The organism is Proteiniphilum sp. UBA5384, from assembly GCF_002410825.1.
GTDB lineage: Bacteria > Bacteroidota > Bacteroidia > Bacteroidales > Dysgonomonadaceae > Proteiniphilum.
Map to the genome: position 1 here is coordinate 40,425 of NZ_DHOS01000030.1, position 18,221 is coordinate 58,645.

General features: G+C 43.6%; 14 protein-coding genes. 9 read left to right on the forward strand and 5 right to left on the reverse strand.

Translation table 11 applies throughout. The features are described from left to right. Window positions 1-36: 36 nt before the first annotated feature. Window positions 37-855, reverse strand: coding sequence for a glycogen/starch synthase (locus tag B4G81_RS05525; RefSeq protein WP_294080912.1), 819 nt, complete (start codon window positions 853-855; stop codon window positions 37-39). 197 nt (window positions 856-1,052) lie between these two features. Between B4G81_RS05525 and panC the strand changes: the two genes are divergently transcribed. The 5 genes from panC to ligA all read left to right on the forward strand — a co-directional run bounded on the left by panC (window position 1,053) and on the right by ligA (window position 6,883). After that, window positions 1,053-1,895: a pantoate--beta-alanine ligase gene (panC, locus tag B4G81_RS05530; RefSeq protein ID WP_294080914.1), complete on the forward strand. Its 843-nt coding sequence runs from the start codon at window positions 1,053-1,055 to the stop codon at window positions 1,893-1,895. A 6-nt stretch (window positions 1,896-1,901) separates the two neighbouring features. Beyond that, window positions 1,902-2,252 (forward strand): aspartate 1-decarboxylase, encoded by a 351-nt coding sequence (panD, locus tag B4G81_RS05535; RefSeq protein WP_294080916.1) that lies wholly within the window; start codon window positions 1,902-1,904, stop codon window positions 2,250-2,252. Window positions 2,253-2,318: 66 nt separating this feature from the next. Next, window positions 2,319-3,641: an MATE family efflux transporter gene (locus tag B4G81_RS05540; protein ID WP_294080918.1), complete on the forward strand. Its 1,323-nt coding sequence runs from the start codon at window positions 2,319-2,321 to the stop codon at window positions 3,639-3,641. Window positions 3,642-3,738: 97 nt separating this feature from the next. Continuing rightward, window positions 3,739-4,803 (forward strand): hypothetical protein, encoded by a 1,065-nt coding sequence (locus B4G81_RS05545; protein ID WP_294080921.1) that lies wholly within the window; start codon window positions 3,739-3,741, stop codon window positions 4,801-4,803. 82 nt (window positions 4,804-4,885) lie between these two features. Further along, entirely contained in the window at window positions 4,886-6,883 is a 1,998-nt protein-coding gene (ligA, locus tag B4G81_RS05550) for an NAD-dependent DNA ligase LigA (protein ID WP_294080923.1), read from the forward strand. 31 nt (window positions 6,884-6,914) lie between these two features. On the opposite strand, the gene B4G81_RS05555 is transcribed toward ligA, so the two are convergent. The 3 genes from B4G81_RS05555 to B4G81_RS05565 all read right to left on the reverse strand — a co-directional run bounded on the left by B4G81_RS05555 (window position 6,915) and on the right by B4G81_RS05565 (window position 9,502). Continuing rightward, window positions 6,915-7,397 (reverse strand): hypothetical protein, encoded by a 483-nt coding sequence (locus B4G81_RS05555; RefSeq protein WP_294080925.1) that lies wholly within the window; start codon window positions 7,395-7,397, stop codon window positions 6,915-6,917. 142 nt (window positions 7,398-7,539) lie between these two features. Continuing rightward, window positions 7,540-8,430 (reverse strand): hypothetical protein, encoded by an 891-nt coding sequence (locus tag B4G81_RS05560; RefSeq protein ID WP_294080926.1) that lies wholly within the window; start codon window positions 8,428-8,430, stop codon window positions 7,540-7,542. A 157-nt stretch (window positions 8,431-8,587) separates the two neighbouring features. Further along, window positions 8,588-9,502, reverse strand: coding sequence for a glutaminase (locus B4G81_RS05565; RefSeq protein ID WP_294080928.1), 915 nt, complete (start codon window positions 9,500-9,502; stop codon window positions 8,588-8,590). A gap of 104 nt (window positions 9,503-9,606) precedes the next feature. Between B4G81_RS05565 and B4G81_RS05570 the strand changes: the two genes are divergently transcribed. Continuing rightward, complete coding sequence (locus B4G81_RS05570; RefSeq protein ID WP_294080930.1) at window positions 9,607-11,799, forward strand: S46 family peptidase; 2,193 nt, start codon at window positions 9,607-9,609, stop codon at window positions 11,797-11,799. Window positions 11,800-11,825: 26 nt separating this feature from the next. Here B4G81_RS05570 and B4G81_RS05575 read toward each other — a convergent pair whose 3' ends face one another. Beyond that, window positions 11,826-13,031 carry an ROK family transcriptional regulator gene (locus B4G81_RS05575; RefSeq protein ID WP_294080932.1) on the reverse strand — a complete coding sequence of 402 codons (1,206 nt, stop codon included), beginning with the start codon at window positions 13,029-13,031 and terminating at the stop codon, window positions 11,826-11,828. A gap of 265 nt (window positions 13,032-13,296) precedes the next feature. On the opposite strand from B4G81_RS05575, the gene B4G81_RS05580 reads away from it, so the two are divergent. The 3 genes from B4G81_RS05580 to B4G81_RS05590 all read left to right on the forward strand — a co-directional run bounded on the left by B4G81_RS05580 (window position 13,297) and on the right by B4G81_RS05590 (window position 18,176). After that, a complete protein-coding gene (locus B4G81_RS05580) occupies window positions 13,297-15,498 on the forward strand; it encodes a sodium-translocating pyrophosphatase (protein WP_294080934.1) in 2,202 nt (733 codons plus the stop codon). A 145-nt stretch (window positions 15,499-15,643) separates the two neighbouring features. After that, window positions 15,644-16,642, forward strand: coding sequence for a malate dehydrogenase (locus tag B4G81_RS05585; protein WP_294080936.1), 999 nt, complete (start codon window positions 15,644-15,646; stop codon window positions 16,640-16,642). Between the two features lie 190 nt (window positions 16,643-16,832). Further along, on the forward strand, window positions 16,833-18,176 hold the full coding sequence (locus B4G81_RS05590) for an ATP-binding protein (RefSeq protein WP_294080938.1): 1,344 nt from the start codon (window positions 16,833-16,835) through the stop codon (window positions 18,174-18,176). Window positions 18,177-18,221 lie beyond the last annotated feature (45 nt).

Sequence of the window (18,221 nt, forward strand, 5' to 3'; positions counted from 1 at the left end):
AATGAAAAAATAAATTCATTAAGGATTTTAATCGGTTTAATTATCGATCTCCTCATAAAAAGCATTAATCATCTCAACCCTTTTATCAAAATCAGTATCGTAAGGAAGAAACTTTACGCCTTTCTCCTGAATATATTCTATAATTTCCGGAGATGCTTTTTCACTTCCTTGGATAACGCCGTCGGAATAATCAATGGCAAGTTTCATCAGATTGATGTAATCAATGTCACCCCGTTCTTTTATCTTTTCGATCTCAGGATCGCCAATGCCGTCAAACCGGAGTTTTCCTGCGAACCCGTTCTGGAAAGCTTTACTGAATGATTCGTCATACAGAGAATAGATTACTCTGGCTCCTCTGAAACAGGGGTCATCTGCATATCCCTTTTTGATATAAAGGGGGGCCAATGCACTGAACCAGCCGTGGCAGTGAACAATATCGGGTACCCAGCGTAGCTTTTTGATGGTTTCCATCACGCCGCGGATAAAGAAAATGCTTCGTTCGTCGTTATCGTCATATTCCACTCCATTGGTATCGACCAATGTTTCACGATTCTGGAAAAAGTCGTCGTTATCTATGAAATAAACCTGCATTCGTGCCGACTGGATGGAAGCAACCTTGATGATAAGGGAATGATCGGTATCATCAATAATAAGATTCATCCCTGATAGGCGGATTACTTCATGCAACTGGTTGCGACGTTCATTGATATTTCCATATTTAGGCATGAATGCACGGATTTCCTTCCCTTTCTCCTGTATTGCTTGAGGCAAATAACGTGACGTATTTGAAATATTGGTCTCTTCGAGATAAGGATAAATTTCCTGTGAAACGTACAAAACTTTTTTTTGGGACATGTAGCTAATTATCTAAATTTGAGTACAAAGATAATAAAAAAAAACCACATAATTACAAAGTGAAATCTCATGTATTTTGCAAATGTCTTATATACAGTGGTTCATCATCTTTTTGCTGGAGGTTATGCGGAGATTTACTCCTATTTTTTTCTATATGTGGTAAATATTTTGTTGCTTTGCAATGTAAAATCAAATTGATGAAAGTCATTCAAACAGTAAAAGAGCTGCAGACGCTTCTTCGACAGTATCGGCAGGCAGAAAAAAACATCGGTCTTGTGCCGACCATGGGTGCGCTCCATGAGGGGCATGCCACCTTGGTAAAACGATGTGTGTCAGAAAATGATATCTGTGTGGTAAGTGTTTTTGTAAATCCCACACAATTCAATAATTCAGACGATTTGAAGCTTTATCCGCGTACTCCGGAAAAAGATTACGATTTACTGGAGAGTATAGGAACCCATATTGCGTTTACTCCTACGGTAGAAGAGATATATCCCGAACCGGATACCCGGATTTTCGACTTTGGCGGGCTCGATAAGGTGATGGAGGGCACATTCCGCCCCGGACACTTCAATGGCGTAGCCCAAGTGGTGAGCAAGCTTTTTGATTTTGTCAAACCGGATAAAGCTTACTTCGGAGAAAAAGACTTTCAACAACTCTCCATTATAAAAAAAATGGTGAAACAGATGAAGTTGCCGGTTGAAATTGTGGCAGTTCCTACGGTAAGGGAGTCGAGCGGTTTGGCTATGAGCAGCCGGAACCAGCGGTTATCGGAACAACAGAGGGAATATGCTGCAGGAATACACCGTATTATGCGGGAGAGCACGCTGATGATGGCTGAGAAAACGCCTGACGAATTGACCCGGTTGGTAACCGAATGGGTAAACAATGTACCGGAGTTGCGTGTTGAATACTTCCGGATTGTTGATGGAGATTCATTGCAACAGATATCCTCGTGGTACGACTCCGGGAATATAGTGGGGGCAATTGCTGTCTATTGTGGAGAGGTGCGCCTAATTGATAATATAAGATACAGATAAGCATATATGTGGATAGAAATATTGAAATCCAAAATACACAGGGCAACGGTAACCGATGCCAATTTAAATTACGAAGGAAGTATCACGATTGATGAAGATCTGATTGATGCGGCCAAAATGATCGTACATGAGAAAGTGGCGGTGGTCAATAATAATAACGGCGAACGTTTTGAGACCTATATCATCCGTGGTGAGCGCGGATCGGGGATTATTTGTCTGAACGGGGCTGCTGCCCGGAAGGTACAGAGAGGCGACATAATCATCATTATGAGTTATGCATTGATGTCGCCCGAAGAGGCTGAGACATTCAGGCCTACTGTCATCAATCTGGATGGAAACAACCGGATAAAAAAATAATCTTGTCGATAATCATACAGATCCGTCGGTTGCGGGGGCAATCGGCGGCTTTTTTCTTAAAATTAGGTGTATTCCAATAAACACATTGTTAAAATCAGTGCGCCCATCCTGTTGAGCTTGTTGGCGCAAAATATTATTCAAGTAATCGATACTGCATTCCTTGGTCGTGTAGGGGAGGTAGAACTGGGCGCATCAGCCCTGGCGGGTGTCATCTATATTGCGTTATATACATTGGGATTCGGGTTCAGTATGGGAGCCCAGATCCTTATCGGACGACGTAACGGGGAGAAGAACTATGACAAGATAGGTGATATCGTGATTCAGGGGTCCATATTCCTGCTGATCCCGGCAATTCTGCTGATTCCCTTGGTGAGATACGGAAGCGTTCATTGGCTACCGTTGATATTCGAGTCGGCTGATGTGGCGAATGCAGTAATCGAATACCTGCAATGGCGTGTTTTCGGGATTGTGTTTGCCTTTGTCAACCTTATGTTTCGTGCATTCTATATCGGTACTGCGCGTACTAGGGTCCTCACTGTCAATGCTGTTGTCATGGCCGTGGCAAATGTGATATTTGACTACGGATTGATCTTCGGGAAGCTGGGAATGCCGGAAATGGGAATGGCCGGAGCAGGTATCGCATCTGTGATTGCTGAATTTACTTCATTCGTGTTTCTCCTGCTATACACCCGTAAGACGGTTAATCCTGAGAAGTATGGTTTCAATAAGATCGGTTTTCAATGGCCGGTGATTAAAAAAGTCCTCGATATCTCCATATTTATGATGGTGCAATACCTGTTCTCCATTGGTACGTGGATGCTTTTCTTCGTATTTATAGAGAATTATATGGGCGAGAGGTCTCTGGCCGTCACCAATATCGTACGGAGTTTTTATACTATTTTTACGATCCCTTCCAATGCATTGGGCTCGGTGGCAAGTACATTGGTAAGTAATACCATTGGTGCAGGTAAAAAAGAGGAGGTACCCGACCTGATAAAACGAATCCTCTATATAAGTCTGGGGGTAATGGCCGCGGTGATAGTTCTCGTTTCCATTTTTCCTCGTACGATGATTCGTATTTATACCGATGATCCGTCCCTTGTCAGTGACACGGTTTTACCCCTTTATGTACTGATTTCATCGCTGCCCATCTATAGTATGGGAACGGTATTATTCAATTCTGTATCCGGCACGGGTAATACCCGTACCGCTCTCAAGTTTGAGATTGTCACACTGGTCTTTTATCTTTCCTACATGTGGTTTGTCATTATTTATATGGGCTTTTCCGTGGCAGTGGCATGGACAACGGAGCATGTATACTGGTTATCCCTGTCGATATTTTCCTTTATTTACCTGCGCAGCGGTAAATGGAAGGAGAGGGTGATTTAATTTACTGAATTTTGTATTATCTTTACCGGCGGGAATAAAAGTGGAAGACTAGGGAGAATGGGAGTGTGATAAGGGTATAGGAAAATCATTGTGGCATATGTGGAAAAGGTTTGTCATTGCATTATTTATTTTACACGCGGGACTGGTGTTGCATGCACAGGAATATCGCTGGCGGGTGGGGGTTGACTATTTTTTTGATAACCGGGAGTACAAGCATTCTTCGCTTACTGATCCACAAACCTTGCACGGGATATGGTTTAATACGCTGCTGGGTGTTTCCTGGGATTCAACGCACACCATTTATGCCGGTGTAGACCTACTGAGGAAAACAGGGACGAAAAAAACCATTGATAAAACGGACATAACCATTTATTATCAATACAGGAAGCCTGCAATTCTATTTCAGGTGGGGACTTTTCCCCGGAATGAAGTATTGCCCAACTATTCTGATTTCTTTTTTGAGGATTCGGTGACATATTTCAAGCCACTTATACAGGGTATTTTCTTTCAGTTAGGCAACGACCGCAATTTTTTTAATGCATGGATGGACTGGACCGGATATGCCACGTCAACCAACCGGGAGAGTTTCTTTCTGGGGTTCTCGGGAAAAGCCTCCAAAAAGACTCTCTTCGCCGATTTTCAATCTTATCTTTACCATTATGCGGGAACTTTACCCGCGAATCCGGATTATGGCGTAAGTGAGCAAATGGAGATTATGGCGTCGGTAGGGCTGGAGCGTAAAGAACCGAACAGTTTCAAGTGGTTGTTGTCTGCAGGTGTTTTTGCAGGAGTGGAAAGGGACAGGAAAGCTGAGGAGACTTATAAGCCGGTAGGATTTGTGGCGCGTGCCAATGCGGAGTTTTATGGAATTGGTACCGAAAACAAGTTTTATACCGGAGATGCCCGGATGCGTCTATTCTCCAGGTATGGAGGAGATCTCTACTGGGGTACGCCATTCCTGAGAGGTTCGTCTTATCTCCAGAGTAAATGGTATATACGCTTATTGGAATCGGGGCGGGTCTCTGCCCGTGTCAATTGTAATATACATTTTTCTGAAGGAAATGTATTGCTACAACAAACGCTTTCAGTAGCAGCCAATATCTCTAATATCTCTAACCCGAAGAAGAAAAAGGAAAATAATATATTGACGAAGATCTTTTAAATTAAAAATTAAAAGTGATTTTTTTTTCTTTACTTTAATAAATTAGCAATCAGTAATTTGTAATTAGTAATTGGTGGTTAAAATGTTCTCAGTCAAACAGCAGATAGAGTCGCTTCGCAGACAACTGCATGAGCATAATTATAATTATTATGTATTATCGCAACCGACGATCTCCGATTTCGAATTCGATGGCTTAATGCGGCAATTGATAGAATTGGAAACGGCATGTCCTGAATATTACGATCCTAATTCACCTTCGGTACGGGTAGGAAGCGATATCAACAATAATTTCACACAGGTGACCCATCGTTTCCCGATGCTTTCGCTGCAAAATACCTACTCAGAGGCCGAAGTGGCTGATTTTTACAATCGAGTGAAGCGTACGCTGAACGAAGAGTTCGACATTGTGTGTGAACTCAAATTCGACGGAACATCTATTTCATTGGTTTATGAGAACGGCCGCCTGACACGTGCGGTAACCCGCGGGGACGGACGCAAAGGAGATGATGTGACTGCCAATGTACGGACAATTCGTAATATACCCTTGGTTTTGAAAGGAGATGATGTACCGTCGTATATCGAAGTGCGGGGCGAGATATTGATGCCTTGGAGTTCTTTCGATGCGCTCAATAAGGAACGGGCCGAACAGGAGGAACCTTTATTTGCCAATCCCCGTAATGCGGCTTCGGGCACACTAAAGATGCAGGACTCACGTGTGGTAGCTTCCCGTAAACTGGAATCATATATCTACTTCATGTTGGGTGACGACTTGCCCTCACGGAATCATTATGAAAATATGACCATGGCCCGGAAATGGGGATTGAACGTGTCTGATACCATGAGAAAGTGCCATACCCTGGAAGAAGTCTTTGCCTATCTGAAAGAGTGGGATATTGAGCGTAAAAACCTATCGGTGATTACCGACGGAGTAGTGCTGAAAGTAGACTCGCTTATACAACAACGTAACTTGGGAGCTACCTCCAAATTTCCACGCTGGTCAATCGCCTTTAAATTCAATGCGGAACAGGCTATTACACGTTTGAAATCGGTCTCCTATCAGGTGGGGCGTACCGGCGCTGTTACTCCTGTGGCTAATCTGGAGCCGGTATTATTGTCCGGTACCACAGTGAAGAGGGCTTCGCTTTACAATGAAGATGCTATCCTCGCACTTGACTTGCACATCGGCGATCAGGTCTATGTGGAGAAAGGCGGAGAGATCATACCCAAGATTACCGGCGTAGACAAGGAGGCGCGTTTTCTGGTCGGTGACAAAGTTACTTTCACCCGAAGATGTCCTGATTGTGGTACCCCGCTGGTACGCAATGAAGACGAAGCAGTATATTATTGTCCCAACAGCGAAAGGTGCCCCACGCAGATAAAGGGACGTATTGAACACTTTGTAACCCGCAAAGCGATGGATATCACTATCGGTCCCGAAACCGTCAATTTGCTTTATGATAAAGGTTTGATCCGTGATGCAGCCGATCTTTATCTCTTGCAATTTGGTGATCTAGCCGGTTTGGAGCGGTGGGGGGAGACCAGTGCGAATAATCTGATAGAAAGTATAGAAAGATCGAAATCGGTACCTTATGAAAGGGTCCTGTATGCATTGGGTATCCGTTTTGTGGGAGAGACCGTTGCTCAGAAGCTGGCGCATGCTTTTCCCGATATCGATCAACTGGCGCATGCGACCGTAGATCAACTGGTTACGGTGGATGAGATTGGCGATCGGATTGCACAAAGTGTGACTGCTTACTTTGCGAATCCCATTTATGCTGAGTTTGTACGGCGATTGCGAGAACATGGATTACAGTTTACATTGAGTGAAGAGGTCCTGGCAGCAAAGACCGATAAGTTGAAAGGGGTATCTATCGTCATCAGCGGGACATTCGAACTGCATTCACGGGACGAATATAAAGCCCTAATTCTTCAGAATGGAGGAAAGAACAGTGGCTCGGTATCGAAAAATACTGATTATATTCTTGCCGGTGACAATATGGGACCTGCCAAACTGGAGAAAGCTGAAAAATTAGGTGTAAAAATCATCGATGAACACACTTTCCTGAAGATGCTAGAATAGGTCGGATATATTTCACTCCCCGCTCTCCTGTCTACCTATTATAGGCTTTCACCAACCGGTCAGTTTTTTCCTGTTTTTTCCGGTTCCGGTTCCGGATAGGATCAAAATCATGCCCGGAAGGCTTTACCAATTGACCGCCGGTAGGAATTGCCTCCAAATGCTTTCCTACATATTCATACCTCACTGATCCTGCAGGAAGTTGATTGATCGGAGGAGCATTGGTGACGGTGGTATTGATGTAAATTTTATATTTTTCCGGTGGATTGAGTATTCTGATCCGGTCCAATTTTGTGGGCAGTTTAGTAGTGGGGGACACTTTCAGCACTTCGTTATCCTGATTGGGTAATATTTGCGGTGTATACTGAAATTGTGGATTCACGGATAGATTTTCGGGAGGAATAAGTGACTGACGAAGCCTTTTCTTCATTTCATCATTCAAATCCTGTGCATTCAATTTTAGTGCAATCACTCCGAATACGATACATAAAGGAATAAGACAGGAAGTTCTTTTCATCAGCCTGTTATTTTGCCGGAAAGGGTTTAGTTGTTCCCATTGTAGGGAACGGTTTTCCTATTCCCATAGATGAGCGTAGATCGGAAAAGTTGCGTGACTTTCCGTTAAATAAGGAAGACTAAATGTTAAACAGTGAAAAATGTCAATCTTTCATAGAGAAACTGAATGAACCTATATGATGTCCATCGGCAAAAATATCGGCTTTATAAGTGCCGGGCATCAGAAATTCTTCTATATCCCAATACATGGAAACAGGTATTTCTTCTCCTCCATATTCAACGGTACGTTTCATAGAATAAAGTATTTCGCTGTTTTCGTAGGGGAATGTATTGGATTGACTTTTTGAAAGGACTGAACCATCAGGGGGCATAAGGCGGACGAAAATGGTGCGTTCTCCCGGCTCGGCAGTGATATTGCGGGCCAGGGTAAAAGAAACAACAAACTGCGTGCTGCGACTGAGGCGTGATTGCTCCTTTCCTCTATCGTTTACTGCTTTGACACTGATATTGGTGGCGACTAATTGTGCGGCTAACGATACTTTTTCCGAGAGTTGTTCCTTTTCCTGTGATACTTGTCTGAGTGTTTGGGTTGTTTTTTGATATCGATCGGTGATTTGCTGGTTCTCCGCACGTAGTTGCTCATTGAGCCTGTTAAGTGAGTCAATCTGCTGTACATAAGAACGGAGAATTTTCCGCAATGTCGCCAGTTCATCTTTCAGCCGTTTTATTTCAGCCTGGTCGCTTGCCTTGGTCATCCGCAATTCTTCCTGCAGACGAAGTACCTTCGCCTGTTCATTCTCTAATTTGTATAACAGAGAATCATTCTGGACGCTGAACTTAAATCCTTCATATTGCAATGAGATCGCTTCGTATTCATCTTCAAGCTCCTGTTTGTCAATAGTAAACTGCTCCTGCATCTGGCTCATTTGTGAGCTTTTATTGAGGAGAAATCCGATAAGAATAGCTATCCCTATGGCGAGTACACCGATTACAGCAATCAACTGAGGCGTCCGGTCTTTCAAATTTATCTTCATCTAAGTACTTATTTTCCGATCGATCGCAAAAATAACCCTTTTCGGGCTAACCCCCAATGAATCACAAACCTTTTTTGTAAATTTAAGAATTGATTTATTATTACTGTTGGAGACATATATATGAAAATTTTATTTGCCGGGAAGCAGGAAGGGCTGCTTAAAAAATAGATGAATTGGTTTTGGTTGTAAATTCTTCCAGAAATAACATCCCCTTGTATGAATTTCCTTTTTTATTGAGCCGGGGGCTCCATACGGCAATGGCATATTTTTCGGGATGAACGGCCACGATCCCCCCGCCTACACCACTCTTGCCCGGTAACCCTACTTTAAAGGTAAATTCTCCCGCTTCATCATAAAAACCGCAAGTCTGCATAAGGGCATTGGTCCTTTTAGCACGACTGGCAGAGAGGATCTGTTCCCCGGAATAGGGAACTACACCGTTATTGGCGAGAAAAAGAAAAGATTGGGAAAGTTCTTGACAATTCATTTCAATGGAGCATATATGGAAATAAATATCCATCACAATGTCGATGTCATTCCTGATATTACCGAATGATTTCATCAGATTAACCAGAGCATAATTTCTGTAACCTGTTTTTCTTTCCGATAAGGCTACTTTTTCATTATACCCTATCGTATTAATTCCGGTTAGGCGGTGGATAAAGGAAAGGATATTCTCTTTAGGAGAAGCGAGTTCACTCGCCAGAATATCGCAGATCACAATAGCTCCTGCATTGATAAAGGGATTACGTGGTAAGCCTTTATCATATTCCAGTTGTACCAGAGAGTTGAACGGTGTACCTGCCGGTTCCAGTCCTGTTCGTTCCCATATATTGCTTTTGATGCGGGAATAGGCAAGTACAAAGGTAAATACCTTGGAAATACTTTGAATGGAGAAGCGCTTTTTTGCATCGCCGAAAGCAAATTTATTCCCATCGATGGTAGTGAGGTGGACACCGAATTGATCCGGATCCACATATGCCAGTTCGGGAATGTAATCGGCTACCTGTCCTGAATCTTCTATTGGATGTAGTTTCCAGTAGATTTCTTGAAAGATTGTTTCGTAATGCATTTTTATTGTAATGTACTCCTCAAAGATACAGAAAAACAGGAATTATTTGTCCTTTTAGGGATTTTTTCTTAATTTTATCGATTCAATCGAACAACAACCGGATTATGAAAAAACTAGTATTGTGCCTTTTTCTGTGTATTTCATTTATTTTTACCGTATCTGCCGATGAAGGGATGTGGATGTTACATCTATTGAAACAACAAAAGCTTTCAGAGATGCAGAAACTCGGTTTGGAACTGGAAGACTATGATATTTATAATCCTGATGGTCGTTCCCTGAAAGATGCCGTTGTTTTTTTCGGAAGGGGATGTACCGGCGAAGTGATTTCTTCGCAGGGATTGGTGCTAACCAATCACCATTGCGGATATGGTCAGATCCAAAGCCACAGTACCTTGGAAAATAACTACCTGGAAGACGGATTTTGGGCCATGACCCAAGCTGAAGAACTGCCTAATCCCGGTCTCACCGTTACTTTTATTGATCAGTTGGAAGATGTGACTGATTATGTGAGGCAGTGCCTTGAAAGGGACAAAGATCAGGATGCCGATGGTGTCTTTTTTCTCTCGCCTTCTTATCTTCAGGGAATTGCACAAGAAAAAGCAGGCGAAGAGTTTCTGTCTCTACCTGGTAGAGAAGTGGAAATAAAACCTTTTTTTAATGGGAATCAGTATTTTATGTTTACTAAAAAGGTCTATTCCGATGTTCGTCTTGTAGGTGCTCCTCCAAGTTCTATCGGCAAATTTGGTGCCGATACTGATAATTGGATGTGGCCACGTCATTCGGGTGATTTTTCTCTCTTCCGTATCTATGCCGATAAAGAGGGCAATCCTGCAGAATATTCGCCAGAAAACGTACCGCTGAGACCAACACGTTGGTTAAGAATATCCACTGGCGGGGTAAATGAAAACGATTTTGTGATGATGTTGGGATTTCCCGGTACAACCCATAAGTATTATACCTCATGGGAGGTAGCTGAAAGAAGAGATATTGATAACAAGGTGCGGATCAATATGAGGGAGATTCGTCAAAATACCATGCTGGAAGAGATGCTGAACGACCCGGCTGTAAATATACAATATGCTGCCAAATATTCCGGTTCTACCAATGCCTATAAAAATGCTATTGGCACCAATTGGGCTATCGATATGCGCGATTTTGAACAATTGAAATTGGAACAACAGAATCGTTTGCTTGATTGGGCCGGGAATAACCGTAAGCCTCAATATGCGGAGGCATTGGATGAAATTGAGCGAATGGTTGGAGAAAGAGCCGACCTCCGTTACAGAAGTTGGATGCTTAATGAGGGGATTATCCGGGGAGTAGAATTTGCCAATGTGTCTCAAAAGGGATGGAACTTGCTGCTTAAGGTGTTGGAGGGCGGCAGTCGCAATATTGAAAAAGCCATCCTGCAATTGAAGGAAGATTATGCCCTTTTCGCCGATAAGGATTACAATATCGATGTGGATAAGAAGGTCTCTGCTGCGATGATTTCGGAATATGTAAGGTCGATTGATAGGGAAAAACAACCTGCTTTCTTCGGTCTTCTCCACACCCAATACGATGGAGATGTGAAAGCCTTTATTGATTATATTTTCACTCATTCCCTTTTCGGGAACCAGGAGACCTGGATATTATTTTCCACCGATCCACAGTCGTTCATTTCAAACAAAGGGCGGAGAGAACAACTGCTTAATGACCCCATGTTCCTGTTTGCCCGTTCGGTGAGAGACGAAGCGCTTTCGCTTGCAAACCAATTGAGTAAATATGATGTCCCTTTTTCAATTGCACGACAAACCTATCTGGAAGGAATTCTTGCCATGGACGGACCTTATACACACTTTCCGGATGCTAACCTGACACTCAGGCTTACTTATGGACAAGTGAAAGGCTATCAGCCCCGTGATGCGGTTTATTATAACTACCAGACTACATTGAAAGGTGTGATGGAGAAAGAAGAACCGGATAACTGGGAATTCATGGTCACGGATAAACTGAAAAAACTCTACAGGGAAAAAGATTTTGGAAATTATGCTCGGACTGATGGTAACATGCCGGTAAATTTCGCGGCAACTACCCATAGCACCGGGGGGAATTCCGGAAGCCCTGTCTTGAATGGTAAAGGAGAATTGATTGGACTCAACTTCGACCGAAACTGGGAAGGTGTCGGGGGAGATATCCAGTATCTGCCCGATTACCAGCGAAGCATCATTGTGGACATCCGTTACGTGCTTTTTGTGATCGACAAGTTTGCTGGCGCCGGTCATCTGATTGAAGAGATGTCAATCCCTACCATATGAGTTGAAAACCGGATGCCAAGTTAACGTTACTCGTTGAAAAGACGGCTTCGTGCAATCATGCAGGCACCGATGATGCCGGCTTTATTCTTTAGTTTTGATGTTACGATTCTTGTGTCTTTATTGACCAGGTTCAGGGAATGTTTCCTGATGGAACTGCGAATGGGTAACATGATAAACCCGTCCGTTTCGGCTACTTGCCCACCGATGATTACCAATTCGGGATTGAAAATATTAATGAGGCCGGCAATATATTTACCCAGTTTATAACCTACCTCCTCCACAATCTCAATACAAAGTGGATCCTCCATATTAGTAGCTTTGATAATATCTGTAAGGGTGAGTTTGCTAAGATCTTTTACCTGCTCTGTAAGGAGGGTGCTTTCACCTTTTAAGATACGTTCCATCACGATCCTATGTATGGCCAGACCAGACGCTTCTGTTTCAAGACACCCTTTTTTTCCACAGTGACAAAGTATTTCATTGTCAAAACTAGGAAAATGGCCAAATTCACCGGAAAATCCCGATTTCCCGTAATAGGGCTTTCCATCGATAATGATACCAATACCCAATCCCCAGGAAATATTGACAAAAATCACGTTCTGTTCTCCTTCGGATACGCCTTTCATATATTCGCCATACGCCATGGCCCGGGTATCATTATCAATGCCTACATTATAATTCAGCCGTTTTGTGAGCGTTTCGCTGATGGGGCTTTCGCTGAAATAAAAACTACTGTAACTGTATCCTGATTCCGGATTCACACGGCCCGAGATATTCAGGTTGATATTAAAAATCTTTTTTTTGAGTTCACCCGTCTTGTCAATAAATTTCCGAATGTGGTCACAAAGCATATCAAATGATTCGGTTGTATTTTCATAGGTATAGGAAATACCTGTCTGATACTCTACAATGTTACCTGTGAAGTCCATCAGGGCTATGTTCAGATGATGCCGGCTCATATCCACGCCTACAAAATAGGCGGAAGTTGGATTAAGACCATACACACTCGGATGCCTTCCTCCCGGAGTCTGAATCTTGCCTAATTCGGCTATTAATCCCTGGTCCTTGAGTTCGGCAATGAATTTGGTGATGGTCGGTACGCTCAGGTCGAGCTCCTTGGATAATTCGGCGATAGTAGCGTTCCCTGTAGTGATGAAATGATTAATAATGTCCTTCTTTATCTGGACATTCTTTGGGCTTTTGTCGCTTTTTAAAAGAAAATTCCTTACCATGATTATATTCCTGTTTAATATGCAAAACCAGATTCCCCCACCCATATACGGAAAAATGATCCGACCTGATCGGGATCCCCGCTTGCAGAAACAAACAAAGTTATTAAAAAAATGATTGAATGAAAGCGGAATATGAAGAAAACTTTGCTGGATATGTTCCATATCTTTTTATTTTTTTGATACCTTTGTGTAATATAGTAATAATACCCTGTTGAATGGTCGGATTTGATAAGTCATAAGAAAGACAATCTATAAATATAATCATATGAATTATTTCTATCTTGTACCAGTTGCCTCTGTGATGGCACTGTTTTTCGCGTATTACTTCTTTAAGAGAATGATGCAGGAGAGTGAGGGCACTGAAAAAATGAAAACTATTGCCCGTTACGTTCGGGATGGCGCCATGTCATACCTTAAACAGCAGTATAAAGTGGTGACCATAGTATTCGTTGTGTTGGCTCTTCTTTTCGCAGGTATGGCTTTCTTTGGCCTACAAAACAGTTGGGTACCGTTTGCTTTTCTTACCGGTGGTTTTTTCTCCGGACTGGCGGGGTTTTTTGGGATGAAGACTGCCACTTATGCCTCTGCCAGAACGGCCAATGCTGTGCAGCGTTCATTGAACAGCGGGTTACAAATAGCTTTCCGTTCAGGAGCAGTTATGGGGCTGGCGGTAGTGGGGCTGGCATTGCTTGATATCTCTGCATGGTATCTGATACTGGATCACTTTGTGGAAAATGCCGATGCCGGGCACAAGTTGATTATGATTACCACAACCATGTTGACTTTTGGAATGGGTGCTTCCACGCAGGCTTTGTTTGCCCGTGTGGGCGGTGGAATTTATACCAAAGCCGCAGATGTGGGAGCCGACCTGGTCGGGAAGGTGGAGGCCGGCATTCCCGAAGATGATCCGCGGAATCCGGCTACTATTGCCGATAATGTGGGTGATAACGTGGGCGATGTAGCAGGGATGGGGGCCGACCTCTATGAATCGTATTGCGGATCTATTCTTTCTACTGCCGCTTTGGGTGCATCTGCCTTTGTGATGAACCCTGCCATGCAGAAGAATGCCGTATTTGCTCCCATGATCATCGCTGCGATAGGGGTATTTCTCTCTATTTTCGGTATTTTTTTGGTAAAGACCAAAGAAAATGCTTCGGTGAAACAGTTGATGGATTCGCTTAACAGGGGAGTGAATGTGAGTGCGATCCTGATTGCCGCGGCTACATTTGGTATATTATACCTGTTGGGCTTTTCTAACTGGTTGGGCTTGTCGTTCTCTGTAATTGCCGGTCTCCTTGCAGGTATTATTATCGGGCAAGGTACCGAATATTTCACATCACCTTCTTATAAACCTACAAAAGGTATTGCTGCCAGTGCGCAGACCGGTCCTGCTACGGTAATTATTTCAGGAATGGGGACAGGTTTTATCTCCACCGTGATTCCGGTAGTTACCATCGTTTTGGCTATTATGATTTCTTACCTTGCTGCAATTAATTTTGATGTGCAGAATATGATTGCGGGAGAGAACCTGAGTATGGGGTTATACGGCATTGCCATTGCTGCGGTAGGTATGCTCTCCACGCTGGGAATTACCCTTGCTACCGATGCTTATGGCCCTATTGCGGATAATGCCGGCGGAAATGCCGAAATGTGTGGCCTCGAACCGGAAGTGAGAAGACGTACCGATGCGCTCGATGCATTAGGAAATACTACTGCAGCTACCGGTAAAGGTTTTGCCATCGGATCGGCTGCATTGACCGGATTGGCATTATTGGCCTCCTATATGGAAGAGATACGGATTGGGATGTTGCGATTGGGAAATGAAGTGCTTGAATTTGCGAATGGAGATACTGTGGAAGTGACCAAAGCTAATTTTGTGGATTTTATGAACTATTATCAGGTCACATTGATGAATCCTAAAGTACTGGCGGGTATTTTCCTCGGATCGATGATGGCATTTCTTTTCTGCGGCCTTACCATGAATGCTGTGGGAAGGGCGGCACAAAAGATGGTGGAAGAAGTGCGACGGCAGTTCCGTGAGATAAAAGGGATAATGACGGGTGAGGCTACACCAGATTATGCGCGTTGTGTAGAGATATCTACCAGAGGCGCCCAGCGGGAGATGTTGCTGCCTTCGTTGTTGGCCATTATCATTCCTGTATTGACCGGTTTGATCTTTGGAGTATCCGGTGTGATGGGGCTGTTGGCCGGCGGTCTGGGTGCCGGTTTTGTGTTGGCCGTCTTTATGGCTAATTCAGGTGGAGCATGGGACAATGCCAAGAAATATATTGAAGAAGGTCATTTAGGAGGAAAAGGAAGTGATGCACACAAAGCGACAGTGGTAGGCGATACGGTAGGTGATCCATTTAAAGATACCTCCGGCCCATCCCTCAATATTCTTATCAAGTTGATGAGCATGGTGGCTATTGTGATGGCAGGTCTAACGGCCGCATGGAGCTTGCTGTAACCTCCTATGGTTCGTCCTTTTTAGCGTTTATTATTAGTTGATATGCCTTCCGATACGGCAATGTTTTGTATATTTGATGCCTCAAATCACACTTGTGGGGGCTAATGAAATCGACGTATTATTAACATTCAAATATAAACTAATTATGAGCTTTCTGACGAACGACAAATTAACGATTGTAGGAGCTGCCGGGATGATCGGTTCCAACATGGTGCAAACAGCTGCCATGATGCGTTTAACACCCAATATCTGCCTTTACGACCCATTTGCTTTGGGTCTTCAGGGGGTGGTGGAAGAGATGCGCCACTGCGGTTTTGAAGGTATAAACTTCACTTATTCTACCGACGTGAAAGAAGCATTTACCGGGTCTAAATACATGATCTCTTCAGGTGGTGCACCCCGTAAGGATGGGATGACCCGTGAAGACCTGCTGAAAGGGAACGCTGAAATCGCTGCCCAATTGGGAAAAGATATCAAGGCCTATTGTCCCGACCTGAAACATCTGACTATCATCTTTAACCCGGCTGATATTACCGGATTGGTGGCTCTGATTTATTCCGGTCTGAAACCGTCGCAAGTAACCACTTTGGCTGCGTTGGATAGCACTCGTTTACAAAGTGAGCTGGCAAAGCACTTCGGTGTAGAGCAGAGCAAAGTGACCGGTGCCCGTACGTATGGCGGCCACGGTGAACAGATGGCCGTTTTCGCTTCTACCGCCAAAGTGGACGGCAAACCTCTTACTGACTTTATTGGAACAGATGCCCTCTCTAACGAAGCTTGGACTGAATTGAAAGTACGTGTAACCAAAGGTGGTGCCAATATCATCAAGTTGCGTGGACGTTCTTCTTTCCAGAGCCCGGCTTATACCTCGGTAGAGATGATTCGTGCTGCTATGGGAGGCGAAACCTTCCGTTGGCCGGCAGGATGTTACGTGAATATTCCCGGATTTGAAAATATCATGATGGCGATGGAAACCACACTCGACAAGAATGGTGTTTCTTTCGGTGAAGTAAAAGGTACCGATGCTGAAATCGCAGAACTGAAACAGAGCTATGGACACTTGGTGAAACTGCGCGACGAAGTGATTTCCATGGGTATTATACCGTCTGTAAATCAATGGAACAGCGTAAATCCGAATCTGTAAGCATAGAAAACAGAAGCCTTTATCGGGCAATAGTACAAGCCGGTGCTGAAAAGTGCCGGCTTTTTTGCGATATAGGCGACTTATGTTCGATTTTTTTATTTTGCCTATGTTCTTAGTGTGTATTTGATGAAATTTGCCTATGTTTTTAAATTAAATCATTATCTTTGGTCTGTAATTCAAAATTATAGATATGTTTTACAGAAATATACTCTCCAAATTAAGAGAGTGGGCTTCGAATCCTGACCGGAAGCCCCTTATCTTGCGTGGAGCCAGACAAGTTGGGAAAACAACCGCCGTGGAAGAGTTCAGCCGGGAATTCGACAACTTTATTCACCTGAATCTTGAAAAAATAGGGGATGCGCGTCTTTTTACTGAGGCGGACACAGTATCTGAGATCATGGAGATAGTCAGTTTCCGACAAAATATATCTGTGGAAAGGGGTGGCAAGACGTTGTTGTTCATCGATGAAATACAGACTACGCCAAAAGCAGTTGCATTATTGCGCTATTTCTATGAGGAGATGCCGTACCTTTATGTTATAGCTGCCGGATCGATGTTGCAGTCACTTCTCAAAGAACGTGTCTCTTTTCCTGTGGGGCGGGTAGAATATATGCAATTGGCTCCATGTACATTTAGTGAATTCCTGGGAGCGATCGGCGAAGAACAATACAAAAATGCGATTGAGGAAGGAAGGCTGCCTGTTGCCCTGCACGCGGAAGTGATCAAACGGTTCAATACCTATGCTATTATTGGCGGGATGCCGGAAATCGTGTCAAATTACGCGGAGCATAGAGATTTAACCCGTTTAAAGACTATTTACAATACGCTGCTGAAAGGCTACAATGAGGATGTGGAAAAATATGCGTCCACACAAAAACAGACACACATTATCCGCCATATTTTGAATACGGGATGGACAAAAGCAGGGCAGACAATTACATTGACCAACTTCGGTGGATCCAGCTATCTCTCAAAAGACGTAAGGGAGGCATTCACCATTATGGAAAGAGCTTTCTTGTTGGAATTGATATATCCGGCGACCAATGTCCAAATCCCTATCGAAGTGTCTTATCGGCGTGCGCCAAAATTATGCTGGGTAGATACCGGGCTCGTCAACTTTTCCGCCAATTTCCAAGTGGAATTATTGGAGACAAGAGATATACTTGACTCGTGGAAAGGAGCTATTGCCGAGCAAATTGTAGCGCAAGAATTACGTGTGGTGTGTAACAATGCCCATATCGACCATCTTCATTTCTGGGTTCGTAATAAAAAGGGGTCTAATGCAGAGGTCGATTTTATTTGGCAGCACGGCAATCACATTATTCCCATAGAGGTAAAATCGGGAGCCAATGCCCATCTTCGGTCTATCCAGTCTTTTATGGATCTGTCATCGGGGAATGTTGCCGTGCGTGTATGGAATGAAAAGTATTCAGTAGATACAGTTCAGACGCCCAAGGGAAAAAAGTTTACATTACTCAATATCCCTTTTTATTATGTGGGAATACTCCCCGAGCTCTTGATACGAGAGGTATAACGAACAGGGAAATTTCCCAGAAACAAATATTGTGAGAGATCGAAA

Excerpts from the sequence above, each read along its gene's own strand:
- B4G81_RS05525 (WP_294080912.1), bottom strand. The coding sequence starts at position 855 with ATGTCCCAAAAAAAAGTTTTGTACGTTTCACAGGAAATTTATCCTTAT.
- panC (WP_294080914.1), top strand. The coding sequence starts at position 1,053 with ATGAAAGTCATTCAAACAGTAAAAGAGCTGCAGACGCTTCTTCGACAG.
- panD (WP_294080916.1), top strand. The coding sequence starts at position 1,902 with ATGTGGATAGAAATATTGAAATCCAAAATACACAGGGCAACGGTAACC.
- B4G81_RS05545 (WP_294080921.1), top strand. The coding sequence starts at position 3,739 with ATGTGGAAAAGGTTTGTCATTGCATTATTTATTTTACACGCGGGACTG.
- ligA (WP_294080923.1), top strand. The coding sequence starts at position 4,886 with ATGTTCTCAGTCAAACAGCAGATAGAGTCGCTTCGCAGACAACTGCAT.
- B4G81_RS05555 (WP_294080925.1), bottom strand. The coding sequence starts at position 7,397 with ATGAAAAGAACTTCCTGTCTTATTCCTTTATGTATCGTATTCGGAGTG.
- B4G81_RS05560 (WP_294080926.1), bottom strand. The coding sequence starts at position 8,430 with ATGAAGATAAATTTGAAAGACCGGACGCCTCAGTTGATTGCTGTAATC.
- B4G81_RS05565 (WP_294080928.1), bottom strand. The coding sequence starts at position 9,502 with ATGCATTACGAAACAATCTTTCAAGAAATCTACTGGAAACTACATCCA.
- B4G81_RS05570 (WP_294080930.1), top strand. The coding sequence starts at position 9,607 with ATGAAAAAACTAGTATTGTGCCTTTTTCTGTGTATTTCATTTATTTTT.
- B4G81_RS05575 (WP_294080932.1), bottom strand. The coding sequence starts at position 13,031 with ATGGTAAGGAATTTTCTTTTAAAAAGCGACAAAAGCCCAAAGAATGTC.
- B4G81_RS05580 (WP_294080934.1), top strand. The coding sequence starts at position 13,297 with ATGAATTATTTCTATCTTGTACCAGTTGCCTCTGTGATGGCACTGTTT.
- B4G81_RS05585 (WP_294080936.1), top strand. The coding sequence starts at position 15,644 with ATGAGCTTTCTGACGAACGACAAATTAACGATTGTAGGAGCTGCCGGG.
- B4G81_RS05590 (WP_294080938.1), top strand. The coding sequence starts at position 16,833 with ATGTTTTACAGAAATATACTCTCCAAATTAAGAGAGTGGGCTTCGAAT.